Source organism: Paracoccus sp. SSK6 (assembly GCF_039770665.1).
GTDB lineage: Bacteria > Pseudomonadota > Alphaproteobacteria > Rhodobacterales > Rhodobacteraceae > Paracoccus.
Genome location: NZ_JBDPNJ010000011.1, coordinates 75,340 through 101,440, shown reverse-complemented (window position 1 = coordinate 101,440; position 26,101 = coordinate 75,340). Strand labels below are relative to the sequence as shown.

Genomic DNA, 26,101 nt, shown 5'->3' with positions numbered 1-26,101 from the left:
GCCGCCATGATCGATCCGCTCAACTAAAGATTGTTGGCCATTGCGTTTAATTAATTTGCACGTGCAAAACGGTCGCATTATCCTGACCGCAACTGAACAAGCGCATTTTGTGATTGCACGGGGCGATGGTGGTTCCCCTCCATTGAATCGGTTAGGGTTGTTGGATTATGAACCGCAGGGTTCGCGGTGCCGCCACCGCAGCCATGCTTCCGATGGTAGCCAAGAATGAAATTTTCGACCCGCATTGACACCAACATTCCCGCAAGCGATCTGTTCGACATCGCCGGTGACTTTTCCCGAAGCGAGCGCGCCCTGGTGGCGCGCGGCGTTGCTGTTCGCCGCGTCGATCCTGCGCAGGAACCGGGCACGGGACTGGGCTGGGTCGTCGATTTCAACTGGCGCGGGCAGCGGCGGTCGGTCCGCCTGGATGTGACGCGCTTCGACCGGCCGTCCCACATCACCCTTGAAGGCCATTCCGACCAGTTCGACCTGTCGATCAACATGACGGTTGTGGCGCTGAGCCGCGTCAAGTCACGCCTTCTGTTCGAAACCGAGGTCCGCCCCCGCAGCATGCGCGCGCGGCTTCTGTTGCAGACGGCCAAGCTGGGCAAGTCGCAGCTGGACCGCAAATACGACCAGCGGATCACGGATTTCGTGACCCATCTGCGCGCGGCCTAGGCGGCGCGCAACTGCGCCTCGCGCAGGGGATCGGCGGGATAGACGCCCAGCATGTCCAGCGACGACGTAAAATAGCGCAGCTCCTCAAGCGCGCGCTGCAGGGCCGGATCCTCGGGGTGGCCTTCGACATCGGCATAGAACTGCGTCGCGGTGAAGACGCCGTCCACCATGTAGCTTTCCAGCTTGGTCATGTTGACGCCATTCGTGGCGAAGCCGCCCATGGCCTTGTAGAGCGCGGCGGGAATGTTGCGGACCCGGAAGACGAAGGAGGTCAGCATCCGTTCGGCCCGGCGGCTGTAATCGGGCTCGCGCGCCATGATCAGGAAACGGGTGGTGTTGTTCTGCCGGTCCTCGATCTGGTCGGCCAGCCGTTCCAGGCCGTAGATCTCGCCCGCAAGGGGCGCGGCCAGGGCGGCCAGCGAGGGCTCGCCGCGCAGCGCCACCTCTTTCGCGGAGCCCGCCGTATCGGCGCCGGTGATGGCGCGGATGCCGTGCTTGCGCATGAAGCCCCGGCACTGGCCCAGAAGGACCGTGTGGCTCATCGCCTCGCGCACCTGGGACAGCGGCGTGCCGGGAACGGCCAGCAGGCTGATATGGACGCGCACGAAGGCCTCGTCGATGATGTGCAGGCCGGATTCGGGCAGCAGGTGGTGGATGTCGGCCACCCGGCCATAGGTCGAGTTTTCGACCGGCAGCATGGCCAGATCCGCCTGGTGGCTGCGCACGGCCTCGATCACGTCCTCGAAGGTGTGGCAGGGCAGGGCCTCCATGCCGGGGCGCGCATTGTGGCAGGCCTGGTGGCTGTAGGCGCCGGGTTCGCCCTGGAACGCGATGCGGTTGGTCGTGGTCGTCATGGCCGCTGTCCGAATTTTGAGTGGTCCTGCGGTCAACTATACCTTGATCCTTCAAAGCGAAAGCGGATAGATACCCGACGAATTGACGAGCTTACCAAAGCGGGGATCGCACGCGATGTTCAACACCATGACCGTGACCAAGGCCGCAGGCGCGCTGATCGGCGCGCTGCTGTTTCTGATGCTGGCCAACTGGGCGGCGGGATCGCTGTATCACGTGGGCGCGGCCCATCATGGCGAGGGCGAGGAGGTCGCGCAGGCCTATACCATCCCGGTCGAGGAAGCGGCCGGCGGCGGCGAGGAAGCGGCCGAGGAACAGATCGACTTCGCGGCCCTGCTGGCATCCGCCGATGCCGCCGCGGGCGAAAAGGACTTCGGCAAGTGCAAGGCCTGCCACAAGCTGGACGGCACCGATGGCGTCGGCCCGCACCTGAACGGCGTCGTGGGCCGCGAGGTCGCATCCGTCGCGGGCTTCAGCTATTCGCCCGCCATGGTCGAGCACAAGGCCGATGCGCCGCAGTGGACGCCCGAGGCGCTGCAGGAGTTCCTGGCCAACCCCAAGGGCGTCGTGTCGGGCACCAAGATGTCCTTCGCGGGCCTGAAGGATCCGCAGGACCGCGCCGACATCATCGCCTATCTGCAAAGCCAGCAGTAAGGCCTGCACCGGAACCGACAGGAAGGCGCATCCCCGGATGCGCCTTTTTTCGTGACGGGGCGCGCCGTCTCCTCACGAAATCGCGGCTTGATCGTGTCCCCGGCGCTGCCTAGCGTGCAGCAGACACCATTGCCGGAGTTTGCCGATGCACCGCCTTGCCCTGATCGCCGCCCTGGCCCTTGCCCCGGCATCCGCCGCCCTGTCGCAAGAGGCACCGGCGACTGACGGGGCCGAGAAGATCATCAAGACCCATGCCATCGCCCTGTTCGGCGAACCGGCGCTGCCCGCCGATTTCCCGCACTATCGCTATGTGAACCCCGATGCGCCGAAGGGCGGCGAGATTTCCTTCGGCGCGGTCGGGGGCTTTGACAGCTACAACCCCTTCACCCATCGGGGCCGCGCCATCGCCCTGTCGGTGATCCAGCTTGAACGGCTGATGGACAGCCCGGCGGACGAATTGGGCGTCGATTACTGCCTTCTGTGCGAAACGCTGGAATATCCCGAAAGCAAGGACTGGGTGATCTTCAACCTGCGCCCCGAGGCGAAGTTCAGCGACGGTACGCCGCTGACCGCCCATGACGTGCTGTTCAGCTTCGAAACGCTGCGCGACAAGGGCCTGTCGTCCTTCCGCATGGCGATGCAGCAGATGATCGCCAAGGCCGAGGTTCTGGACGACCACCGCATCAAGTTCACCTTTGCCGAAGGATATCCCCGCCGCGACGTGATTTCGCAGATGGGCAACCAGATCGTCTTCTCGAAAAAGGACTTCGAGGACAACAAGCGCGACCTGGAGCAGAGCACCACGATCCCTTACATCGGATCCGGTCCCTACATGTTCGACCGCGCCGATATGGGCCGCACCATGGTCGTGAAGCGCAACCCCGATTACTGGGGCAAGGATCTGCCGATCAACCGGGGCCGCTTCAACTATGACCGCATCCGGTACGAGATGTTCGGCGACTTCGACAGCGCTTTCGAGGCCTTCAAGGCGGGCGAATACACCTTCCGCAACGAGACATCCTCGATGCACTGGTCCACGCGCTATGACTTTCCGGCGCTGGCTTCCGGCGCGGTGGTGCGCGAAACGCTGCCCGACGGGACCATCGCCACCGGCGACGGCTGGGTCTTCAACCTGCGGCGCCCGAAGTTCCAGGACATCCGCGTGCGCGAGGCGATCGGGCTGATGTTCAACTTCGAATGGACGAACCAGACGCTGCTGTATGGCCTGGAAACGCGGGTCAATTCCTTCTGGGACAACAGCGAATTCCGCGCCGACGGCCCCCCGTCGCCCGAGGAACTCGCGCTGCTGGAACCCGTCGCAGGCGACCTGCCTGCGGGCATCCTGACCGAACCCGCGGTGGTCCAGCCCACGTCCGGCGAACGCCAGCTTGATCGCAAGAACATGCGCCGCGCCGTGGCCCTGCTGGACGAGGCAGGCTGGACCGTCGGTAGCGACGGGATGCGCCGCAACGCCGCCGGAGAGGTTCTGAGCATCGAGATCCTGAACGACGACGTGGGCAACGACCGCATCATCAACCCCTTCGTCCAGAACCTGCGCGCCATCGGCATTGACGCCACAAACCGCCGCGTGGACAATGCCGAGATGCAGCTTCGTACCCGGTCCAAGAACTTCGACATGGTCGAGGACAGCTTGGGCCAGTCCTATGCCATCGGCGGCTATGCCGGCCAGGTCTTCGGGTCCGAGGACAAGGACGACGTGTTCAACCCGATGGGCCTTGCGAACCCCGCCATCGACAAGCTGCTTGAACTGGGCCAGCAGGCGGAAACGCAGGAAGACAACATCGTCGCCATCCACGCGCTTGACCGCGCGCTGCGCAGCCTGCGCTTCTGGGTGCCCAAGTGGTTCAAGGCCGAATACACGCTGGCCTATTACGACATGTATCGCCATCCCGAACAGATGCCGCCCTATGCGCTTGGTACGCTGGATTTCTGGTGGGCCGATACCGCCCGCGAGGCGGAACTGAAGGCCAGCCGCGCGATCCGCTGAGGGTTGATTTCTCGGCAGTCCGGCCCGACAAGGGCGGAACAGAAGAAACGGGCCGCCAAGGCCTGCAAGGGGCAAGGGCAATCCGATGGGCGCCTATATCCTGCGGCGGTTGCTGCTGATCATCCCGACGCTGATCGGGATCATGGTGGTGAACTTCACCTTGACGCAATTCGTACCCGGCGGCCCCATCGAACAGATCGCGGCCCAGGTGCAGGGGTCGGGCGACGCCTTCAGCAACATCTCGGGCGCAGGGGCCGGAGCCGATACCGGCGTGGTCGAGGGCTATGAGGGCGCGCGCGGCCTGCCGCCCGAATTCATCGCCCAGCTTGAAAAGGAATTCGGCTTCGACAAGCCGCCTTTGCAGCGATTCCTGACGATGATGGGCAACTATCTGACCTTCGATTTCGGGACCAGTTGGTTCCGGTCGATCAGTGTCATCGACCTTGTGGTGGAAAAGATGCCGGTGTCGATCACGCTGGGCCTGTGGTCCACGCTGCTGGCCTATTTGATCTCGATCCCGCTGGGCATCCGCAAGGCGGTGCGCGACGGCACACGGTTCGACACATGGACCTCGGGCGTGATCATCATGGCCTATGCGATCCCGGCCTTCCTGTTCGCGGTCCTGCTGATGGTGCTGTTCGCCGGCGGCAGCTATTGGCAGATCTTTCCGCTGCGGGGGCTGACCAGCGACAACTTCGCGGACCTGAGCCTGTGGGGAAAGATCAAGGACTATGCCTGGCACGCGACGCTGCCGGTCGTGGCCTCGACGATTTCCAGCTTTGCCACGCTAACCCTGTTGACCAAGAACAGTTTTCTGGACGAGATCAACAAGCAATATGTGATGACCGCCCGCGCCAAGGGCCTTACCGAGGGGCGCGTCCTTTACGGCCATGTCTTCCGTAACGCCATGCTGATCGTGATCGCGGGCTTTCCGGCGGTGTTCCTGGGGGTGTTCTTCGGCGCATCCATCCTGATCGAGACGGTCTTTTCGCTGGACGGCCTCGGCCGCCTGGGGTTCGAGGCTGCCGTGCAGCGCGACTATCCGGTGATCTTCGGCACGCTTTATGTCTTCGGCCTGCTGAGCCTGGTCGTGGGGATCCTGTCGGACATGATGTATGTCTTCGTCGATCCGCGCATCGACTTTGAATCGAGGGCCGGTTGATGGCGCTGAGCGAACTCAACCGCCGCCGCTGGCGCAATTTCCGCCGCAATGGCCGGGCCTTCTGGTCGCTGGTGATCTTCTCGGTGCTGTTCGTCGTCGCCATGTGCGCCGAGATCGTGGCCAACGACAAGCCGATCGTCGCCAGCTACAAGGGCGAGCTTTATTTCCCCGCCTATCGCTTCTATCCCGAAACGGCCTTCGGCGGCGATTTCGGGACCGAGGCGATCTATACCGACCCCGCCGTGCAATGCCTGATCGTTACCGGCGGCAGTCAAGACTGCTGGGACACGCCCGAGGATCTGATCGCCGCCGTCAAGGCCGGGACCAGCGACATTCCCAAGGAAGACCAGGGCTGGATGATCTGGCCGCCGATCCCTTTCCATTATTCGACCATCAACAATGTCGGCAGCGCCCCGAGTGCGCCGGACGGCACGCATTGGCTGGGCACCGACGATACGGCGCGCGATGTGCTGGCGCGGGTGATCTATGGCTTCCGCATCTCGATCCTGTTCACGCTGATCGTGACGGTGGTGGCGTCCACCGTCGGCATCGCGGCGGGCGCGATCCAGGGATATTTCGGCGGACGCACGGACCTTGTGTTCCAACGGGTGCTGGAGATCTGGGCCTCCACGCCGTCGCTTTACGTCATCATCATCCTGTTCGCCATTCTGGGGCGCAGCTTCTGGCTCTTGGTCTTCGTCACCATCCTGTTCGGCTGGCCCGCGCTTGTGGGGGTGGTCCGGGCGGAATTCCTGCGGGCGCGCAACTTCGAATATGTCCGCGCCGCCCGTGCGCTTGGCGTGGGCGACCGCACCATCATGTTCCGCCACATCCTGCCCAATGCCATGGTCGCCACGCTGACCATGCTGCCCTTTGTCGTGACCGGCACGATCAGCGGACTGGCCGCGCTTGACTATCTGGGCTACGGGCTGCCCGCTTCCGCGCCCTCGCTGGGCGAACTGGCGCTTCAGGCCAAGCAGAACCTGCAGGCGCCCTGGCTGGCCTTCACGGCCTTCTTCACCTTCGCGATCATGCTGTCGCTCCTGGTCTTCATCTTCGAAGGGGTGCGCGACGCCTTCGATCCGCGAAAGACGTTCAAATGACCGACGACCTGCATCCCGTCATTCCCGCCCCCGGCGCAGCCGCCGCCGTGGCCGAGGATAATGGCGCGCAGATGCCGGGGGAAGGGCAGGGCCACCCCGTCCCGTCGCCCGCCAGCGACGCCGTTCTGGCGGTGCGCGACCTTCGCATCAGCTTTCGCCAGGAAGGCCGCATCGTCCCGGCTGTCAAGGGCGTCAGCTTCCATATCGGCAAGGGTGAGACGGTCGCGCTTGTGGGCGAATCCGGTTCGGGAAAGTCGGTCACGGCGCTGTCCACCGTCCAGCTTCTGGGCGAATCCGCCCTGGTCGAAGGCTCGGTCAAATACGAAGGCCGGGAAATGGTCGGCGCCCCCGACCGCGTGCTGCGCGACATCCGGGGCGATGACATCAGCTTCATCTTCCAGGAACCGATGACCTCGCTGAACCCGCTGCACACGCTGGAACGGCAGTTGGGCGAAAGCCTTGCGCTGCACCAGGGGCTGACGGGGGCAAGGGCGCGCGCGCGGATCGTGGACCTGCTGACCCGCGTGGGCATCCGCGACCCGGAAAGCCGGCTGGCCGATTATCCGCACCAGTTGTCCGGCGGGCAGCGCCAGCGGGTGATGATCGCGATGGCGCTGGCGAACGGGCCGGCTCTGCTGATCGCGGACGAACCGACGACGGCGCTGGATGTGACGATCCAGGCGCAGATCTTGGACCTGCTGGCGGAACTCAAGGCGGCCGAGGGCCTGTCGATGCTGTTCATCAGCCACGACCTGGGCATCGTCCGCCGCATTGCCGACCGCGTCTGCGTGATGAAGGATGGCGAGATCGTCGAGCAAGGCCCGGTCGAGGCGATCTTTGCCGATCCCCAGCATGACTACACCCGCAAGCTGCTGGCGGCCGAGCCCACCGGCACCGTCGATCCCGTTCCCGAAGGCGCGGCAACGATGGTCGAGACACAGGATCTGAAGGTCTGGTTTCCGATCCAGCGGGGCCTGCTGCGCAAGACCGTGGGCCATGTGAAGGCCGTGAACGGCGCCACCCTGACCGTGCGCGCGGGCGAGACGCTGGGCATCGTGGGTGAATCCGGATCCGGCAAGACCACGCTGGCCTTGGCGATCATGCGGTTGATCGACAGCGACGGGCCGATCCTGTTCATGGGGCAGGACATCTCGGCCTGGCAGTCGCGGCAGTTGCGGAAACTGCGCCGCGACATGCAGATCGTCTTCCAGGATCCCTTCGGCAGCCTGTCCCCGCGCATGACCGTGGAACAGATCATCGCCGAGGGCCTGACCGTCCACGGCGTCGAAAAGGGCCGCGACCGCCGCCAGATGGTCGCGGACATCATGGCCGAGGTGGGGCTGCGGCCCGAAACGATGCACCGCTATCCCCACGAATTCTCCGGCGGCCAGCGCCAGCGCATCGCCATCGCCCGAGCGATGATCCTGCGCCCGAAGGTTGTCGTCCTGGACGAACCGACAAGCGCCCTGGACATGACGGTGCAGGTGCAGATCGTCCAGCTTCTGCGCGGCTTGCAGCAGAAATACGGGCTGGCCTTCCTGTTCATCAGCCACGACCTGCGCGTGGTCCGCGCCATGTCGCACAAGATCATGGTCATGCGCGCGGGCGAGGTGGTGGAGCAGGGCAGCACCGCCCAGATCTTTGACGACCCGCAGCAGGACTACACGCGCGCGCTGCTGGCGGCGGCGTTCCGCGACCATCACCGATGAAGATCCTGTTCGTCCACCAGAACTTTCCCGGACAGTTCCCGCATCTGGCCCCCGCCTTGGCCGCGCGCGGGCATCAGGTGCTGGCGCTTACGGATGAGAAGAACCAGCGGCCAAGCCCGGTCGCGACCATGCGCTACAAGGCGCCCGATCCGGTCGAAACGAACAGCGCCTTCGGCCGCAGCTATGCGGGACACGCCGAACGCGGCTATCTGGCGGCGCGGGCGGCGCGGGCGCTGCGGGACCGGCACGGCTTCACGCCCGACATCATCATCGGCCATACCGGCTGGGGCGAGACGCTGTTCCTGCAGGAAATCTGGCCCAAGGCGAAGCTTCTGGTCTATGCCGAGCTTCTCTATCGCACGCGCGGCCATGACGTGGGCTTCGACCCCGAGTTCCAGGCCGACACCGACGAAGCCCGGATGATGGCCCTGGCCCGCAGCGCCCATCTGATCCAAGGGATCTTTCAGGCGGACGCGGCGATCTCTCCCACCCGCTACCAGGCCGACAGCTTCCCGCCCGAACTGCGCGCCAGGATCACGGTCATTCATGACGGCATCGACACGGCCCGCGTCTGTCCGAACCCGGCAGCCCACCTGACCCTGCCGGGCGGGCAGGTGCTGCGCGCGGGGGATGAGGTGCTGTCCTATGTCAGTCGCTCGCTGGAACCCTATCGCGGCTTTCACGTCTTCATGCGCGCGCTGCCCGAGGTTCTGGCGGCCCGACCTCAGGCGCAGGTGGTTGTCGTCGGGGCCGAGGGCGTCAGCTATGGCAATGCGCCGAAAGATGGCGGCAGCTGGAAGGCCAGGATGCTCGCCGAACTGGGCGACCGGCTGGATCTGTCGCGCGTCCATTTCCTGGGACGCGTGGCCTATCCCGACTACCTGTCGCTGATCCAGCTAGCCAAGGTCCACTGCTACCTGACCTATCCCTTCGTGCTGTCCTGGTCGCTGACCGAGGCGTTGTCGGCGGGCGGCTATGTCGTGGCCTCCGACACCGAACCCGTGCGCGAGTTGATCCGGGACGGCGAAAACAGCCGGCTGGTGTCCTTCTTCGACGTGCCCGCGCTATCTGCCGCGCTGATCCGGGGGCTGGCGGGCGATCCCGACGCCGACCGGCTGCGGGCCGCGGCGCGCCGGACGATCCTTGACGGCTATGACCTTCACCGCCACAGCCTGCCGCGCCAGATCGCATGGGTGGAAAGCCATGCGCCGATGGGCTAGACCCGCGGTGACAAGGAAAGGCGCATCATGGTCGAGATCCGGCTGACGAATACCCGCACGCGAACCAAGCAGACGTTCCAGCCGCTGGACCCCCGGAACGTGCGTCTCTATCTGTGCGGGCCGACAGTCTATGACCGCGCGCATCTGGGCAATGCCCGCCCCGTGCTGGTCTTCGACGTGCTGGTGCGTCTGCTGCGCCATGTCTATGGCGCGGATCACGTCACCTATGTCCGCAACTTCACCGACGTGGACGACAAGATCAACGCCCGCGCCGCTGCCACCGGCCGCGACATCCGCGAGATCACCGAGGAAACCGTCGCCTGGTATCACGACGACATGGACGCCCTTGGCGCCGACCGCCCCGACCACGAGCCCCGCGCGACCGAATACATCGTGCAGATGGTGGCGATGATCGAGACCCTGATCGCCCGCGGCAACGCCTATGAGGTCGAGGGGCATGTGCTGTTCGACGTGCGCTCCTTCCCCGAATACGGCCGCCTGTCGGGCCGGTCCGTCGATGACATGATCGCCGGCGCGCGGGTCGAGGTCGCGCCCTTCAAGCGCGATCCGATGGATTTCGTGTTGTGGAAACCCTCCGATGCCGATCAACCCGGCTGGGACAGCCCTTGGGGCCGGGGGCGCCCCGGCTGGCATATCGAATGCTCGGCCATGTCGGCCGCGCTGCTGGGGCCAAGCTTCGACATCCACGGCGGCGGCATCGACCTTCAATTCCCGCATCACGAAAACGAGGTCGCGCAAAGCTGCTGCGCGCATCCCGAGGCGTCCTTCGCCAATGTCTGGCTGCATAACGAGATGCTGCAGGTCGAAGGCAAGAAGATGTCCAAGTCGCTTGGCAACTTCTTCACCGTGCGCGACCTGCTGGACCGGCGCATCGCGGGCGAGGTGATCCGCTATGTGCTGCTGTCCACCCATTACCGCAAGCCGATGGACTGGACCCAGGCCAAGGCGGACGAGGCGCGCGACATCCTGTGGCAATGGCGTCTGCTGACCAAGGACGTGGAGCCCGCCGCCGCGCCGCATCCCGAGGTGGTCGAGGCCATCGCCAATGACCTGAACACGCCGGGCGCGATTGCCGTGCTGCACCGGCTGAGGGACGATCCGGCGCTGCTGCTGGCCTCGGCCCGCTTCATCGGGTTGCTGCAGGCGGGCGGTGACGACTGGATGCGGGCCGATTACCAGGCACTGGACAGCCAGTCGGCCTTCAAGGACTTTGACCAGATCCTCGTCGCTTTGCAGGATCGGCTGGCGGATCTTCGGGCGCAGGCGATGGTCTCCAAGGACTTCTCGCGCCTTGACCAGGCAAAGGCCGACCTGACCGGCGCGGGACTGGAGGTGCGCATGTCCAAGGCCGGGATCGAGTTGTTGGTCCGCCCGACCACGGTGCAAAGGGACGTGGCCCGCATTGCCGAGGATCTGCTGGCGTGACGCTGGAGGCCTGCACCGAACTGGTGCGCAGCGGGGATCCCGACCGCTTCGGCGCAGTATTGGTTGCAAGGCCGGAGGATCGTCCTTCACTGATAACGCTTTACGCGCTGAACCTCGAAATCGCCCGCGCGCCCTTCCAGTCGTCCGAGCCGATGCTGGCCGAGATGCGGCTGCAATGGTGGATCGACCGGCTGGCCGAGATGGGGATGGGCAAGCCGCCCCCCCTGCATGATGTTCTGACACCCCTGTGGGAGGTTTGGGGCAAGGACGCGGGCTTCGCCGTTCCCTTGGCCGAGGCTCGCCGCCGCGACTGCGAAAGGGAACCGCTGGCCGGTCCTGACGCGGTGGTGGATTACGTGAACGACACGGCGGGCCAGCTGATGGGACTGGCGGCGGAACGGCTTGGCACCCCTGCCGAGGCGCGGGGCGTGGTCGCCGACCAGGCGCTTGGCGCCGGACTGGCTGCCTGGCTGCGCGCGCTGCCGCGCCTGCAACCCTGGGGGCTTGGCCTGGCTCACGCCCGGCCCGAGGATGCGATTGCCCTGGCCGGGATCGCGCAAGACACGCTGCATCGCGCCGCCCGGTCCCGCCGCCTGCTGCCCAGGCGGGCGACCGGCGCGCTGTATCCCGGCCCGAACGTGCCGCAGTTCCTGAATGGCGTGTTGAAGGGCAACATCAACTGCTTTGCGCAAGTGCCTGATATCACGCCTTTTCAGCGACAGGCATCGCTGGCTTGGCTGGCCTTGACGGGGCGGTGGTGGCGCTAGGACCGGGCGGATGCGATACGCATAAACCCTCTTTTCACCCTTTCCCTGATATGAAAGGAATTGAGGCCAAGGCGCAGCGGGAAGGATCGAATGGCTAGAGGCGGGTTGGATGCACAGGCGAGGCAGGGCTATGCCCTGATCGCGCCGCCGTTCCTGTATGCGCTGCTGATCCTGGCCGCGCCCCTTCTGACCATCCTGACCTACAGCTTCCTGACCGACGGCTATCTGGAGGTCGTGCGCGACTTCACCTGGGCCAACTATGTCCAGGTCTGGACCGATCCCATCGTGCGCACGGTCATGCTGCGGTCGCTGATGGTTTCGGCCCTGGTGACGCTGGTCACGGTGCTTCTCGCCTTTCCGGTGGCCTATTACGTCAGCTTCATGGTCCGCCCGGAAAAGAAGTCCTTATGGCTGTTCCTCATCACCATTCCCTTCTGGACCAGTTATCTGATCCGGGTGTTCCTGTGGAAGGTGATCCTGGGCTATAACGGCGTCATAAACTCGACCCTGACCGGGCTTGGCATCATCGACCAGCCGCTGAGCTTCATCCTCTACAACGTCAATTCCATCGTGATCACGCTGGCCCATGCCTATGCGCCCTTCGCCATCCTGCCGATCTTCGTGGCCCTGGAAAAGATCGACCGTTCCCTGCTGGAAGCCGGGCGCGATCTGGGCGAAAGCCGCGCCATGACCTTCTGGCGGGTGACGCTGCCCCTGGCGATGCCCGGCGTGCTGGCGGCGGTGCTGATCGTCTTCATCCCGACCATCGGCGATTACGTCACACCCGAACTGATCGGCGGCGGCAAGATCCCGATGATCGCCAACCTGATCCAGGTGCAGATGCTGGCGCTGGACAACCGCCCGCTGGGATCGGCTCTGGCGGTCACGGCCATGGCGATTGTGGCCTTGGTCAGCGTGGCCTTTCTGCTCATCAACCGCCGCTTCCTCAAGGTGCGGTCATGAGCGGGAAGGGGCGCGGCCTGCAGGCCTATGCGCTGCTCTATCTGCTGTTTCTCTATGCGCCGATCATCCTGCTGCCGCTGTTCGCCTTCAATTCCGGCACGATCATCGCCTTCCCGTTGCAGGGCTTCACGACCAACTGGTTCGCGCAGATGTGGGCCAATGCCACGCTGCGCACGGCGCTGACCAATTCGCTGATCGTCGCGGTTTCGGCCTCGATCCTGGCGACATGCCTCGGCATCTTCGCCGCCCGCGCCTCCACACGGTTCGAGTTTCCGGGAAAGGGCGGCATGATGGGCTTCATCCTGCTGCCCATGGTGCTGCCCGAAATCATCATCGCGATGTCGCTGCTGGTGGTGCTGCTGGGCGCCGGCGTGCAACTGTCGATCCTCACCGTGATCCTGGGCCATGTGCTGATCTGCATGCCCTATGCCATCGCGATCCTGTCCACGGCCTTCTCGTCGCTCGACAAGTCGCTGGAGGAAGCGGCCTATGATTTGGGCGAGACGCGGTGGAGCGCGTTTCGACTGGTCACCCTGCCGCTGGTCATGCCGGGCATCATCAGTTCGCTGCTGATCTCCTTCACGATCAGCTTGGACGAGTTCATCATCGCCTTCTTCCTGGCGGGCAACCAGCCCACGCTGCCCACCTATATCTTCAGCCAGCTTCGCTTTCCCAAGCAGATCCCCATGATCATGGCGCTTGGCACCGTCCTTGTGGCGCTGTCCATCGTGCTGCTGACACTGGGCGAATACTTCCGCCGCCGCGGCAATGCCCGCATGGGCGGCAATCCGACCGGAGGGTTCCTGTGACCGACGACCGCAAGCCGATGATCGAATGTCGCGGCGTCCACAAGCATTACGGCGATTACCACGCGCTGCGCGGCATCGACCTGACGATCCGGGCGGGCGAGTTCTTCTCGCTTCTGGGGCCGTCGGGCTGCGGCAAGACCACGCTTCTTCGCACGATTGCCGGCTTCGAGGATATCTCCGAAGGCGCCATCCTGATAGACCAGAAGCGCATGGACGAGGTGCCGGCTAACAAGCGCCCTACCAACATGGTGTTCCAATCCTATGCCATCTTCCCGCATCTGACGGTCGCGCAAAACGTGGCCTTCGGGCTGCGCCGCGATCCGCGAAGCAAGGCGGAAAAGGCGGCCCTGGTCGAGGAAGCTTTGGCCATGGTTGGGTTGCGCGGATACGGCAACCGCGCCGCGCACGCGCTGTCGGGCGGGCAGCGCCAGCGGGTGGCGCTTGCCCGCGCGCTGATCCTGAAGCCCAAGGTGCTGCTGCTGGACGAGCCCCTGTCCGCGCTTGACCGCAAGATGCGCGAACAGATGCAGGTCGAACTGATCAAGCTGCAGCGCCAGGTCGGCATCACCTTCGTCCTGGTGACGCATGACCAGGAGGAAGCCTTGGTCATGTCCGACCGCATCGCCGTGATGTTCGAGGGTGAGATTGCCCAGCTTGACGGCCCCGAGGCGCTTTATGCCCGGCCCGCCAACCGCCGCGTGGCGGATTTCATCGGCGTGATGAACTTCCTGCCCGCGCGGATCCTGGGCGAAAGCGACGGCACGGTGACGGTCGAGGCTCCGGGCCTTGGCGTGGTCGATCTGCCCGCCCGTCAGGTCAGCCGCGCGAACCCGGACGACGAGGGCCCGACCATCGGCTTCCGGCCCGAGACCATGACCCTGGTCGGCCCGAACCAGACCCATACCCAGCCGCGCGAAACGAACGCCACCATCGACGAGGTCGTCTATTACGGCGACATGACCTATTACGATCTGCGGCTGGACGGTGCGGCGGCCCTGGACGGCAAGGCGCGGCCCGTGCGGATTTCCATGCGCAACGTCTTTGGCCGTGACGTGCAGGAGGTGGGAACGCGGACCCGGCTGGCCTGGTCGCCGGGATCGCTGGTGCTGTTCCGGTAAAGCGAGTTCAGATCCGCGACTCGGCTATCGTCTAACTGGCGAAGGCCATTGTCTTTGCCACGCGCTGCGGGTGCCACAAATGCCGCCGGGCCTCAAAAGGCCTTGCCAGCGCCCGACCCGCCCCCAGGCGGGCGCTTACACGCCCCCTCGGGTCGGACGCTGGCCTCTCGGGGTGGGGATCGCACCGTCTCTGGTGGCAACGTCCCACGCGGGTAGGGAAACGCAGTGCGTTTCCTTGTCCCGCCCGTGCCGCCGCTTGGAAGGGGTGCTTGCAGAACCCGTGCCGCTTGCCTAGAACGCGCCCTGACTTGAGCAAAAGGGGCGCGTCATGGGCTTTCGCATGGGAATTGTCGGCTTGCCGAACGTGGGCAAATCGACGCTGTTCAACGCGCTGACAAAGACCGCCGCCGCGCAGGCCGCGAACTTTCCCTTCTGCACCATCGAGCCGAACGTGGGCGACGTCGCCGTCCCCGATCCGCGGCTTGACACGCTGGCCCAGATCGCGGGCAGCAAGCAGATCATCCCGACGCGCATCACCTTCGTGGACATCGCGGGACTTGTGAAAGGCGCCAGCAAGGGCGAGGGCCTGGGGAACCAGTTCCTGGCCAATATCCGCGAGGTGGACGCCATCGCCCATGTCCTGCGCTGCTTCGAGGATGGCGATGTCACCCATGTCGAGGGCCGCGTCGATCCCATCGCCGATGCCGAGACCATCGAGACCGAGTTGATGATCGCCGACCTGGAATCGGTCGAACGCCGCCTTGCCAATATCGCCCGCAAGCTGAAGGGCGGCGACAAGGAGGCCGTGGCCCAGGAAAAGCTGCTGAAGGCCGCGCAGGCCGCGCTTGAATCCGGCAAGCCTGCACGCACCGTGCAGGTGGCGGACGAAGACCGGAAAGCCTGGGCCATGCTGCAACTGCTGACCGCCAAGCCGGTTCTGTTCGTCTGCAATGTCGAGGAGGACAAGGCCGCGACCGGCAACGCGCAGTCCGACCGCGTGGCCGAGATGGCGCACGCGCAGGGCGCCGGCCATGTGGTGATTTCCGCCAGGATCGAGGAGGAGATCAGTCAGCTTCCGCCCGAGGAGGCCACGATGTTCCTGGAGGAGATGGGCCTGCACGAGGCGGGCCTCGACCGCCTGATCCGCGAGGGCTACAAGCTGCTGGGCCTGGACACCTATTTCACCGTCGGTCCCAAGGAGGCCCGCGCCTGGACCATCCACAGGGGCACGCTGGCCCCGCAGGCGGCGGGCGTGATCCACGGCGATTTCGAGCGCGGCTTCATCCGGGCCGAAACCATCGCCTATGACGACTACGTCACCTACAAGGGCGAGGCGGGCGCACGCGAAGCGGGCAAGTTCCGGGTCGAAGGAAAGACCTACGAGGTGAAGGACGGCGATGTCCTGCACTTCCTGTTCAACGCCTGACGGCTCAGGTCATCCACAGATACAATCCTGCGGCGGCGATCAGCCCCGCAACCAGGGTGGCGCCCCAACCGCGCCACCAGGGGGTCTTTTCCAGCGGATCGACCGACAGCGGCGCCACACCATGCCCCAGGCTTTCGCGGATCCGCTGGCGGGCACGGGCAGGGGCCATCACCGGGGTCAGGTCGTCCATCAGCACGGCCAGCCGTTCCTGCCAGTCACGCAGCCGTTGCGCGAAGGCAGGGTCGGCGGAAAGCCGCGCCGCGTCGCCCTTCGAATCGGTCAGGCCCAGCGCCAGTTCGGCGGCCAGGGCATCGTCCGGTCCGTCGAATTCCGCCGCCATTCCGGCCAACCCTTCATGCAGCCGCTGCCGGGCAGTCTCGACGGACAGGCCCGTGCGCTGCGCGAACCCGGCTGCGTCCAGACCCTGCAGATAGGCATGGCGCACCGCCGCGACCGGATCGGACGGCGCCCTGGTCAGGACGGTATCGACCGGCGGGGCCGGCGCTTCGCCATGGCGCAGCCTGCCGATGGCAAGGTCGCGCGCCGTGATGAAAAGCCAGGCTTTCGGCGACAGCCCACTGTCGGCAAAGCCCTTGGCGGTCTTCCAGATCTGGATATAGACCTGCTCCAGCACCTCCTCGGCCTCGCGGCGGTCCCTCAGCACGGACAGGCAGATGGCGTTCAACTGGGCCGAGGTCGCCTGGTACAGCCCATCGAAGGCAAGGCGATCACCCTGCGCGACCCGTGCGATCAGGTTCTGCAGATGCGTGGAGCGGGTATCCGGCAACGGCAATCCTCTCTCGGTTGCAGGGGCCAACTTAGCAGCCAGCCATGTCCCGTCAACGCAAGCCCGCTTGCACGCGGCGGACTTATGCGCAATCAAGGCGGACGATGCGAGGAAAGGGCCGGACGATGCTGGACATGAACGCCAAACCGACTGAGGAGATCGACCTGCGAGAGGCGTTCGGTCTGGACAGCGACATGAAGGTCAAGGGTTTCGCCGAACGGTCGGACCGCGTGCCGGAAATCGACACGACCTACAAGTTCGATCCCGACACGACCATGGCGATTCTGGCGGGATTCGCCTATAACCGCCGGGTGATGATCCAGGGCTATCACGGCACCGGGAAATCGACGCATATCGAACAGGTGGCGGCGCGGCTGAACTGGCCCTGCGTGCGCGTGAACCTGGACAGCCATGTCAGCCGGATCGACCTGATCGGCAAGGACGCGATCAAGCTGGTGGACGGCAAGCAGGTCACGGTCTTCCACGAAGGCATCCTGCCCTGGGCCCTGCGCAACCCGACTGCCATCGTCTTTGACGAATATGATGCGGGCCGCGCCGACGTGATGTTCGTGATCCAGCGCGTGCTGGAAACCGACGGCAAGCTGACTTTGCTGGACCAGAACGAGGTCATCACCCCGAACCCCTATTTCCGACTGTTCGCGACGGCCAACACCGTGGGCCTGGGCGACACGACGGGCCTGTATCACGGCACCCAGCAGATCAACCAGGGCCAGATGGACCGCTGGTCGCTGGTCAGCACGCTGAACTATCTGTCCCACGATGCCGAGGCCGCGATCGTGCTGGCCAAGAACCCGACCTACAACACCGAGAAGGGCCGCAAGATCATCGGCCAGATGGTGACGCTGGCCGACCTGACGCGCACGGCCTTCATGCAGGGGGATCTGTCTACCGTCATGTCGCCGCGCACGGTGATCGCCTGGGCGCAGAACGCCCGCATCTTCGGCAACAATATCGGCTATGCCTTCCGGCTGACCTTCCTGAACAAATGCGACGAGCTGGAGCGCCAGACCGTGGCCGAGTTCTATCAGCGCCTGTTCGACGAGGAGCTGCCGGAAAGCGCAGCCTCGAAGGCCAAGTAGGGGGGCGGGCCGGATGGCCCGCCGCAGGGATCAGACCTCTTCCGCGACCGGATAGTCGATGTAACCCGCAGGCCCGCTGCCATAGAAGGTAGAACGGTCCTGTTCGTTCAGGTCCAGCCCTTCGCGGAAGCGGCGGGGCAGGTCGGGCGTGGCGATGAAGTCCTTGCCGAAGGCCGCCGCATCGGCGGGGCCCGTGCGGATCAGGTCTTCGGCGCTGTCGCGGGTCAGCGCCTCGTTGGCGATCACGATGCCGCCGAATGCCGCCTTGATGTCGTCCAGCAGGCTGTCATCGGCCAGCCGTTCGCGCAGGCAGATGAAGGCAAGGCCCCGGTCGCGCATCCGGCGCGCGACATGCGTGAACAGCGCGCGGGGATCGCTGTCGCCCATGTCGTGATCGTCGCCGCGCGGCGACAGATGCAGGCCCACACAATCCGCGCCCCAGACGCCGATGACGGCATCCGCGATTTCTTCCAGGAACCGCGCGCGGTTTTCGATGGATCCGCCATAACGGTCGGTGCGGCGGTTCGTCTTGTCCTGCAGGAACTGGTCGATCAGATAGCCGTTGGCGCCATGGATTTCGACCCCGTCGAAGCCCGCGCGTTTGGCGTTCTCGGCGGCCTTGCGATAGGCTTGGACGATGCCAGGGATTTCCTCGGTTTCAAGGGCGCGGGGCGTCTCGTATTCCTTCTTCGGGCGCACCAGGCTAACGGTGCCTGCGGGCTTGATCGCGCTTGGGGCGACCGGCAGGTTGCCGTCCAGGAACATCGGGTCGGAAATGCGGCCCACATGCCACAGTTGCAGCATGATCAGCCCGCCCGCGTCATGGACGGCCTTTGTCACCAGCTTCCAGCCCTCGACCTGCGCGTCGTTCCAGATGCCCGGCGTGTCGGCATAACCCACGCCCATCGGCGTCACGCTGGTCGCTTCCGACAGGATCAGCCCGGCGCCGGCGCGCTGCGCGTAATATTCGGCCATCATCGTGTTCGGCACACGCTCGGCCCCGGCGCGGGAACGGGTCAGGGGCGCCATGACGATGCGGTTCTTCAGGGTCAGGGGTCCAATCTGAAGGGGGTCGAAAAGGGTCGGCATCAATCGTCCTTTCATTCTTGCATTCCCTGCACCTGTGCATGGGGGCCAGCGCTGTCAACAGGCAGCGCGCGCATGACGGACTTGGCCTGCGCGCCGCGCCCGGCTAGAACCGCCTTCCGTTTTCGGAGGATCCCATGGACACAGCCGCCCGCATCGCCCGCATCATTGCAGCCGAGATCAACGCCACTCCCGCCCAGGTCACGGCGGCGGCCGAATTGCTGGACGGCGGGGCCACGGTGCCCTTCGTCGCGCGCTATCGGAAAGAGGTGACGGGCGGGTTGGACGACACGCAGTTGCGGACGCTGGCCGACCGGCTGGCTTACCTGCGCGACATGGAGGCGCGGCGGGCGGCGATCCTGAATTCGATCAAGGACCAGGGCAAGCTGACCGACGACCTGGCCCGCGCCATCGCCGGGGCCGAGACCAAGGCCGCGCTTGAGGACATCTATCTGCCCTTCAAGCCCAAGCGGCGCACCAAAGCGATGATCGCCCGCGAGAACGGGCTGGAGCCGCTGCTGCGTGCGATCCAAGGGGACCGCGCGGCGGATCCGTCCAAGCAGGCAGCAGGGTTCATCACGGAGGCTGTGCCGGACACGAAAGCTGCCCTTGATGGCGCGCGTGACATCCTGGTCGAGGAGCTTTCGGAAAACGCCACGCTGCTGGGAGCCTTGCGCGATTTCATGCGGGCGGAGGCCTTCATCGCCGCCAAGCTGATCGCGGGCAAGGAAACTGCCGGGGCCAAGTTCAGCGACTATTTCGACCATCGGGAAAAGTGGTCCGCCATTCCCGCGCACCGCGCGCTTGCCATCCTGCGCGCCGCGAAGGAAGAGATCGTGACCATCGACATCTCGCCCGACCCGGACACCGGCGCGCAGCGGGCCGAAGGGATCGTGGTCCGTGCCATCGGCACCTTGGGCAACGGTCCGGGCGATCAATGGCTGCGGCAGGTCGCGGGCTGGACATGGCGGGTGCGCCTGTCGAACACGATGTATATCGACCTGCTGACCGAATTGCGAAAGCGCGCCCATGACGAAGCGATCCGCGTCTTTGGCCGCAACCTGAAGGATCTGCTGCTGGCGGCGCCCGCAGGCGCGCGGGTGACGCTGGGCATCGACCCCGGCATCCGTACCGGCTGCAAGATCGCGGTGGTCGATTCGACCGGCAAGCTGCTGGACACGGCCACGATCTATCCATTCCAGCCCAAGAACGACCTGCGCGGGGCCGAGGCGACGCTGCTGGCGCTGATTGCGAAGCACGGCGCGGACCTGATCGCCATCGGCAACGGCACCGCCAGCCGCGAAACCGAACGGCTGGTGGCGGATGTGCTGAAGCGCCTGCCCAAGCGCGCGAAGGCCCCGACCAAGGTGATCGTGTCCGAAGCCGGGGCCTCGGTCTATTCGGCGTCCGAACTGGCCGCGAAGGAGTTTCCGCAGCTTGACGTGTCGCTGCGTGGCGCGGTGTCCATCGCCCGCCGCGTGCAGGATCCGTTGGCGGAACTGGTCAAGGTGCCGCCCGAGTCGATTGGCGTGGGCCAGTACCAGCATGACGTGGACCAGCGGCAACTGGCGAAGACGCTGGAGGCCGTGGTCGAGGATGCCGTGAACGCAGTCGGCGTGGACCTGAACACCGCCTCGGCCCCGTTGTTGGCCCATGTCGCGGGGCTTGGGCCGTCGCTCGCGCAGAACATCGTGGCCTGGCGCGACGAGAACGGCGCCTTCCCGTCGCGTGCGGCGCTGAAGAAGGTCGCGGGCCTCGGCCCCCGCGCCTTTGAGCAATGTGCGGGCTTCCTGCGCATCCGCGACGGCAAGGAACCGCTGGACGCCTCGGCCGTCCACCCCGAGGCCTACGGGGTCGCCCGCAAGATCGTTGCCGCCTGCGGGCGCGACATCCGCGCGATCATGGGCGACGGCGCCGCGCTGAAGGGCATCCGGGCCGAACAGTTCGTGGACGATCATTTCGGCCTGCCCACCATCCGCGACATCCTGTCGGAACTGGAAAAGCCTGGCCGCGACCCGCGCCCCAGTTTCGTCACCGCCAGCTTTGCGGATGGGGTCGAGGAGATCACCGACCTGAAGCCCGGCATGACTCTGGAGGGCACCGTCACCAATGTCGCGGCTTTCGGCGCCTTCGTGGACATTGGCGTCCATCAGGACGGACTGGTCCATGTCAGCCAGCTTGCCAACCGCTTCGTCAAGGATCCGAACGAAGTGGTGAAGGTCGGCGACGTGGTTCGTGTCCGCGTGACCGAGGTGGACGTGCCCCGCAAGCGAATCGGCCTGACCATGCGCACCGATGCCGAGGCCGCGAAATCCGCCCCGAAAGCGCAGGCCAAGCCGGGGCCGCGAATGGCTACGGCTTCCCCGAAATCCGGCGGGCAGGGCGGTTTCGGCGCAGCCCTGGCCGAAGCGATGCGGAAGAAATAGGCCTTTCCACCGGAGGCCGATCCGCACCGCGACCGTTCCCGAGGCCGGGGGATCGGCACCTGCAGCGCCGGATGTTGACCGGTTCTGCGTTCCGGCGCAGGCTTGACGGGAATACGATCTGCACCGTATAGCGTAAATGAACGGTTGTTCAATAAAGGGGAAGGGCGCGCATGTTCACACGCGGGATGGAGTTCGACCTGGGCGAGGATGTGAACGCCCTGCGCGACATGGTGCATCGCTGGGCGCAGGACCGCGTCAAGCCCATCGCCGCCGATGTTGACCGCACCAACGCCTTCCCGAACGAATTGTGGACCGAGATGGGCGATCTGGGCCTTCTGGGTATCACCGTCCCCGAACAGTGGGGCGGCGCGGGCATGGGCTATCTGGCCCATGTCGTCGCGACCGAGGAGATCGCGCGGGCATCTGCCAGCGTCAGCCTGTCATACGGCGCGCATTCGAACCTTTGCGTGAACCAGATCAAGCTGAACGGCACCGACGAACAGCGCGCGAAATACCTGCCAGACCTGTGTTCCGGCAAGGCCGTTGGCGCCCTTGCCATGTCCGAGGAAGGCGCAGGCAGCGACGTGGTCGGCATGAAGCTGCGGGCGGAAAAGAAGAACGACCGCTATGTCCTGAACGGCAACAAGTACTGGATCACCAACGCGCCCGACGCGCAGACTTTGGTCGTCTATGCCAAGACCGACCCGGATGCGGGCAGCAAGGGCATCACCGCCTTCATCGTCGAGCGCGGCATGGCCGGTTTCTCGACCTCTCCGCATTTCGACAAGCTGGGGATGCGCGGGTCCAACACGGGCGAACTGATCTTCGAGAATTGCGAAATCCCGTTCGAGAATGTCCTGGGCGAGGAAGGCCGGGGCGTCCGCGTCCTGATGTCGGGGCTGGACTATGAACGGCTGGTCCTGTCGGGCATCGGCACCGGCATCATGGCCGCTTGCCTGGACGAGGTGATGCCCTATGTCCGCGACCGCAAGCAGTTCGGCCAGCCGATCGGGTCGTTCCAGTTGATGCAGGGCAAGATCGCCGACATGTATGTCGCGCTGAACACCGCCCGCGCCTATGTCTATGAGGTGGCAAAAGCCTGCGACGCGGGCAAGGTCACGCGGCAGGATGCGGCGGGCGCGGTGCTTTACGCCAGCGAACAGGCGATGGTGCAGGCCCATCAGGCCGTTCAGGCGCTTGGCGGGGCGGGTTTCCTGAACGACAGCGTGGTCAGCCGCCTGTTCCGCGACGCCAAGCTGATGGAGATCGGCGCGGGCACCAGCGAAATCCGCCGGATGCTGATCGGCCGCGAGTTGATGAGCCTGATGTGATGCGGGGGCTTGTCGCGGCGCTGCTGCTGGCCAGCCCGGCTTTGGCGCAGGATCCCCCCATGCCGCCCTTCGATGCGTCGCTGGTCGATGCCTGCCTTGCGGATGCCGCGCAGAAGGCGCCGGATCGGCGCGACCTGGATTACGTCGCCTGCATCGGTGCCGCCTCGGGGCCCTGCATCGAATCCCCCGGCGGCTATAGCACCTATGCCATGTCCTGGTGCCTGGGCCAGGAATTCGATGTCTGGGACAGGAAGCTGAACGACAGCTATGCCCGCGTCCTGGCGTCGGCCAAGGCCGCCGATGCCGAGATGGCGGAACTGGGATCGGCGGCCGAAAAGCAGGAACCCCTGCTGCGGCAGATGCAGCGCGACTGGATCGCCTTCCGTGACGCGGCCTGCGCCTATGAACGCAGCCGCTGGGGCGGCGGCACCGGGGGCGGGCCGGCCAGCGTCGATTGCAGCCTGCAACTGACGGCGCATCAATACCTGCGCCTGCGCGCCTGGGAACCGCAGGATGAATAACGGGTGCCTCTGGTCCGTCGCGCTGGCGCTTCCGGTCGCGGCGTGGTTCGCCGTTCCGGCGCTGGCGGGCGACAGTTCCGGGCTTGATCCCGCGCTGATCGACCAATGCCTGGCCGATGCCGGGTCCGATGGCGCGCGGCTGGATTGCGCGGGGGTCGGGCAGGAAAGCTGCCTCGCCTATGCCGAGGCGGAGCATGGCGAGATTGCGCTGGTGGACCGCCGGTTGAACTGCCTGGATGCGGAGTGGCAGGCCTGGGAAACCAAGCTGACCGAAACCTATGACGCGCTGAAGGCGACCGAGGAGGCGCGCGGCGCCGACCGCGCCGAAGCCCTGGTGGCGATGGAGCGCGACTGGATCGCCTTTCGCGACGCGCGCTGCGCCTATGACAGGATCACCAATGGCGGCGGGACCGGAGGCGCGCTAGCGGAACCGACCTGCAAGCTGAACGAGACCGCCCGGCAGGTCATCCTGCTGATGGCCTATCAGCGGGACCGGACGTGAGGGGCGGCCCGATCCCGGTGCGGCGCGGGCGCACCCCTGCAGGGATGCGCCAGCGACCGTCAGAACTTCATCACATAGCTGACGCCTGCGACGACCGGGTCGATCTCGACCTGGCCGATGTCGGCGCCGTTCAGGGTCACGTCGGCGTCGATGTCGATCCAGCGCAGGTCCGCGCGCAGGGCCGAGCGGTCGTTGATCCAGTAGTCGGTCCCCAGATGCGCGGCCAGGCCCCAGCTGTTCTTGACGCGCAGGTCATTGCCCGCCAGCGAGCCCTTGGCTTCGTCGTCATAAAAGCCGGTGAAGTTCACGCCTACGCCCACAAAGGGCTTCAATTGCGGCGTGGCGTCGAAATGGTATTGCAGCGACACGACCGGGGGCAGGTGCTTGACGGTGCCGATCTCGGTCCCGTTCGACTTGATCGAATGCTTGAAGGGCAGGGCGCCCAGAAGCTCGACCCCGATATTGTCGCGGATGAAATATTCGACGGTGATCTGCGGGCGGGTGTTGTCGCCGATGCTGACCGGAACGGTGCCGCCAGCCAGCGCGCCGTTGTCCGACTTGGGATTCACATTGGCGATGCCCAGACCGACGGTCAGGTCGCCCGCCTGCTGCGCGGCCACCGGGGAAACGACAGCCAAGGCGGCTGCGGCGGCAAGGCACAGGGTTTTCATCATGAAGCTCCTTCAAAGATTGCAAGGCGCGGCATGAACCCGGCAGGCGGCGAAAAACATGATCTGGATCAAACCGCTGTGACGAAAACCTCGGCTGCGGCATTGCGCCGCGCCCCCACTTGGGACCGCTGCCCATGCAATTGAAGTCCGCTGCCCTGTCCACATCCGACACCTTCCGCACCAACCGCGAGGCGCATCTGGCGCTGATCCAGGTCGCGCGCGATGCCGCCCTTGCCGCAGCCGCCGGAGGAGGCACCAAGGCGATGGAGCGTCACACCAGCCGCGGCAAGATGCCCCCGCGCGAACGGGTGGCGAACCTGCTGGACCCCGGCAGTCCGTTCCTGGAAATCGGCGCGACGGCGGCGCATGGCATGTATGACGGCGCGGCCCCCGGCGCGGGCGTGATCGCGGGCATCGGGCGCGTGCATGGCCAGGACGTGATGGTGGTGGCCAACGACGCGACGGTGAAGGGCGGCACCTATTACCCGATGTCGGTCAAGAAGCACCTGCGCGCCCAGGAAATCGCCGAACAGTGCCATCTGCCCTGCGTCTACCTGGTGGATTCGGGCGGCGCGAACCTGCCCAACCAGGACGAGGTCTTTCCCGACCGCGACCATTTCGGGCGCATCTTCTTCAACCAGGCGCAGATGAGCGCGAAGGGCATCCCGCAGATCGCCGTGGTGATGGGATCCTGCACCGCCGGCGGCGCCTATGTCCCCGCCATGTCCGACGTGACCATCATCGTGCGCAACCAGGGCACGATCTTCCTGGCCGGTCCCCCCTTGGTAAAGGCCGCGACCGGAGAGGTCGTGACGGCCGAGGATCTGGGCGGCGGCGATGTCCACACCCGCCTGTCCGGCGTGGCCGACTATCTGGCGGAAGACGACGCCCATGCCCTTGCCATGGCGCGTCGTGCCATCGCCAACCTGAACCGCCGGATGCCCGATACGGTCGTCTGGCAGTCCCCCGAACCCCCCGCCCATGACCCCGAGGAGATCCTGGGCGTCGTTCCCGCCGACCTGCGCACCCCCTACGACATCCGCGAGGTGATCGCCCGCGTCGTTGACGGCAGCCGCTTCGACGAGTTCAAGGCCCGCTTCGGCGAGACGCTGGTCACGGGCTTCGCCCATGTCGAGGGTTGCCCCATAGGCATCGTCGCCAACAATGGCGTCCTATTCTCCGAGGCCGCGCAGAAAGGCGCGCATTTCATCGAACTCTGTTCGCAGCGGTCGATCCCGCTGGTCTTCCTGCAAAACATCACCGGCTTCATGGTCGGCCGCAAATACGAAAACGAAGGCATCGCCCGCCACGGCGCCAAGATGGTGACGGCGGTGGCGACGACCAACGTCCCCAAGATCACCATGTTGGTCGGCGGATCGTTCGGCGCGGGCAACTATGGCATGGCGGGCCGCGCCTATTCGCCGCGCTTCCTCTGGACCTGGCCCAACAGCCGCATCAGCGTCATGGGCGGCGAACAGGCGGCGGGAGTCCTTGCCACCGTCCGTCGCGACGGGATCGAACGCACGGGCGGCACCTGGACGCCCGAGGAGGAGGCCGAGTTCAAGCGCCCCACCATCGAGATGTTCGACCGGCAAAGCCACCCGCTCTACGCCTCGGCCCGGCTCTGGGACGACGGCATCATCGACCCGCGCAAGACCCGCGACGTGCTGGCCCTGTCGCTGCGCGCCAGCCTGAACGCGCCCGTCGAGCCCACGCGCTTCGGCGTCTTCAGGATGTAGGCCGATGCGTCGTTCATCTTCTG

The 26,101-nt window shown here is 65.6% G+C and carries 23 protein-coding genes; 19 read left to right on the top strand and 4 right to left on the bottom strand.

Features of this window, described 5'->3' with window-relative positions; translation table 11 throughout:
* Positions 1 to 225: 225 nt before the first annotated feature.
* A complete protein-coding gene (locus AAIL68_RS09935) occupies positions 226 to 678 on the top strand; it encodes a hypothetical protein (protein ID WP_347139619.1) in 453 nt (150 codons plus the stop codon).
* Here the strand turns inward: AAIL68_RS09935 and AAIL68_RS09930 are convergent.
* Positions 675 to 1,532, bottom strand: a complete 858-nt coding sequence (locus AAIL68_RS09930; protein WP_347139618.1) for a prephenate dehydratase — start codon at positions 1,530 to 1,532, stop codon at positions 675 to 677. The two genes, AAIL68_RS09935 and AAIL68_RS09930, sit on opposite strands and share 4 nt — an antisense overlap.
* Positions 1,533 to 1,647: 115 nt before the next feature.
* Here AAIL68_RS09930 and AAIL68_RS09925 point away from each other — a divergent pair, with 115 nt between their 5' ends.
* The 12 genes from AAIL68_RS09925 (at position 1,648) to ychF (ending at position 15,915) form a co-directional block, all read left to right on the top strand.
* Positions 1,648 to 2,184, top strand: coding sequence for a cytochrome c family protein (locus tag AAIL68_RS09925; protein WP_347139617.1), 537 nt, complete (start codon positions 1,648 to 1,650; stop codon positions 2,182 to 2,184).
* 145 nt (positions 2,185 to 2,329) lie between these two features.
* A complete protein-coding gene (locus tag AAIL68_RS09920) occupies positions 2,330 to 4,192 on the top strand; it encodes an extracellular solute-binding protein (protein WP_347139616.1) in 1,863 nt (620 codons plus the stop codon).
* Positions 4,193 to 4,277: 85 nt separating this feature from the next.
* Positions 4,278 to 5,354 carry a microcin C ABC transporter permease YejB gene (locus AAIL68_RS09915; RefSeq protein WP_347139615.1) on the top strand — a complete coding sequence of 359 codons (1,077 nt, stop codon included), beginning with the start codon at positions 4,278 to 4,280 and terminating at the stop codon, positions 5,352 to 5,354.
* Complete coding sequence (locus AAIL68_RS09910) at positions 5,354 to 6,457, top strand: ABC transporter permease (RefSeq protein ID WP_347139614.1); 1,104 nt, start codon at positions 5,354 to 5,356, stop codon at positions 6,455 to 6,457. Before AAIL68_RS09915 ends, AAIL68_RS09910 begins: the two co-directional genes overlap by 1 nt.
* A gap of 71 nt (positions 6,458 to 6,528) precedes the next feature.
* Positions 6,529 to 8,166 (top strand): ABC transporter ATP-binding protein, encoded by a 1,638-nt coding sequence (locus tag AAIL68_RS09905; RefSeq protein ID WP_347139624.1) that lies wholly within the window; start codon positions 6,529 to 6,531, stop codon positions 8,164 to 8,166.
* The gene (locus AAIL68_RS09900; RefSeq protein ID WP_347139613.1) at positions 8,163 to 9,386 is read left to right on the top strand and encodes a glycosyltransferase; all 1,224 of its coding nucleotides are present in this window, start codon (positions 8,163 to 8,165) and stop codon (positions 9,384 to 9,386) included. Before AAIL68_RS09905 ends, AAIL68_RS09900 begins: the two co-directional genes overlap by 4 nt.
* A 27-nt stretch (positions 9,387 to 9,413) precedes the next feature.
* Entirely contained in the window at positions 9,414 to 10,832 is a 1,419-nt protein-coding gene (gene cysS, locus AAIL68_RS09895) for a cysteine--tRNA ligase (protein WP_347139612.1), read from the top strand.
* Positions 10,829 to 11,599: a squalene/phytoene synthase family protein gene (locus AAIL68_RS09890; RefSeq protein WP_347139611.1), complete on the top strand. Its 771-nt coding sequence runs from the start codon at positions 10,829 to 10,831 to the stop codon at positions 11,597 to 11,599. The genes cysS and AAIL68_RS09890 overlap by 4 nt, the downstream gene beginning before the upstream one ends.
* A gap of 90 nt (positions 11,600 to 11,689) precedes the next feature.
* A complete protein-coding gene (locus AAIL68_RS09885) occupies positions 11,690 to 12,562 on the top strand; it encodes an ABC transporter permease (RefSeq protein ID WP_347139610.1) in 873 nt (290 codons plus the stop codon).
* A complete protein-coding gene (locus AAIL68_RS09880; RefSeq protein WP_347139609.1) occupies positions 12,559 to 13,371 on the top strand; it encodes an ABC transporter permease in 813 nt (270 codons plus the stop codon). The genes AAIL68_RS09885 and AAIL68_RS09880 overlap by 4 nt, the downstream gene beginning before the upstream one ends.
* Positions 13,368 to 14,489: an ABC transporter ATP-binding protein gene (locus AAIL68_RS09875; protein WP_347139608.1), complete on the top strand. Its 1,122-nt coding sequence runs from the start codon at positions 13,368 to 13,370 to the stop codon at positions 14,487 to 14,489. Before AAIL68_RS09880 ends, AAIL68_RS09875 begins: the two co-directional genes overlap by 4 nt.
* 328 nt (positions 14,490 to 14,817) lie before the next feature.
* Positions 14,818 to 15,915 (top strand): redox-regulated ATPase YchF, encoded by a 1,098-nt coding sequence (ychF, locus tag AAIL68_RS09870; protein WP_347139607.1) that lies wholly within the window; start codon positions 14,818 to 14,820, stop codon positions 15,913 to 15,915.
* A 4-nt stretch (positions 15,916 to 15,919) separates the two neighbouring features.
* Here ychF and AAIL68_RS09865 read toward each other — a convergent pair whose 3' ends face one another.
* Positions 15,920 to 16,702, bottom strand: a complete 783-nt coding sequence (locus AAIL68_RS09865; RefSeq protein ID WP_347139606.1) for a sigma factor — start codon at positions 16,700 to 16,702, stop codon at positions 15,920 to 15,922.
* Positions 16,703 to 16,827: 125 nt separating this feature from the next.
* Between AAIL68_RS09865 and cobS the strand changes: the two genes are divergently transcribed.
* Complete coding sequence (gene cobS / locus AAIL68_RS09860) at positions 16,828 to 17,802, top strand: cobaltochelatase subunit CobS (RefSeq protein ID WP_347139605.1); 975 nt, start codon at positions 16,828 to 16,830, stop codon at positions 17,800 to 17,802.
* Between the two features lie 30 nt (positions 17,803 to 17,832).
* Here the strand turns inward: cobS and AAIL68_RS09855 are convergent, their stop codons facing one another.
* Entirely contained in the window at positions 17,833 to 18,891 is a 1,059-nt protein-coding gene (locus tag AAIL68_RS09855; protein ID WP_347139604.1) for an alkene reductase, read from the bottom strand.
* A 134-nt stretch (positions 18,892 to 19,025) separates the two neighbouring features.
* Here AAIL68_RS09855 and AAIL68_RS09850 point away from each other — a divergent pair, with 134 nt between their 5' ends.
* The 4 genes from AAIL68_RS09850 to AAIL68_RS09835 all read left to right on the top strand — a co-directional run bounded on the left by AAIL68_RS09850 (position 19,026) and on the right by AAIL68_RS09835 (position 23,668).
* Entirely contained in the window at positions 19,026 to 21,314 is a 2,289-nt protein-coding gene (locus AAIL68_RS09850) for a Tex family protein (protein WP_347139603.1), read from the top strand.
* A 170-nt stretch (positions 21,315 to 21,484) separates the two neighbouring features.
* Positions 21,485 to 22,645: an isovaleryl-CoA dehydrogenase gene (locus AAIL68_RS09845; protein WP_347139602.1), complete on the top strand. Its 1,161-nt coding sequence runs from the start codon at positions 21,485 to 21,487 to the stop codon at positions 22,643 to 22,645.
* Positions 22,645 to 23,166 carry a lysozyme inhibitor LprI family protein gene (locus AAIL68_RS09840; protein ID WP_347139601.1) on the top strand — a complete coding sequence of 174 codons (522 nt, stop codon included), beginning with the start codon at positions 22,645 to 22,647 and terminating at the stop codon, positions 23,164 to 23,166. Before AAIL68_RS09845 ends, AAIL68_RS09840 begins: the two co-directional genes overlap by 1 nt.
* Positions 23,159 to 23,668, top strand: a complete 510-nt coding sequence (locus AAIL68_RS09835; RefSeq protein WP_347139600.1) for a lysozyme inhibitor LprI family protein — start codon at positions 23,159 to 23,161, stop codon at positions 23,666 to 23,668. The genes AAIL68_RS09840 and AAIL68_RS09835 overlap by 8 nt, the downstream gene beginning before the upstream one ends.
* Positions 23,669 to 23,727: 59 nt before the next feature.
* Here AAIL68_RS09835 and AAIL68_RS09830 read toward each other — a convergent pair whose 3' ends face one another.
* On the bottom strand, positions 23,728 to 24,342 hold the full coding sequence (locus AAIL68_RS09830) for an OmpW family outer membrane protein (RefSeq protein WP_347139599.1): 615 nt from the start codon (positions 24,340 to 24,342) through the stop codon (positions 23,728 to 23,730).
* Positions 24,343 to 24,473: 131 nt separating this feature from the next.
* On the opposite strand from AAIL68_RS09830, the gene AAIL68_RS09825 reads away from it, so the two are divergent.
* Positions 24,474 to 26,078: a carboxyl transferase domain-containing protein gene (locus tag AAIL68_RS09825; RefSeq protein ID WP_347139598.1), complete on the top strand. Its 1,605-nt coding sequence runs from the start codon at positions 24,474 to 24,476 to the stop codon at positions 26,076 to 26,078.
* The last annotated feature ends 23 nt before the right edge of the window (positions 26,079 to 26,101 follow it).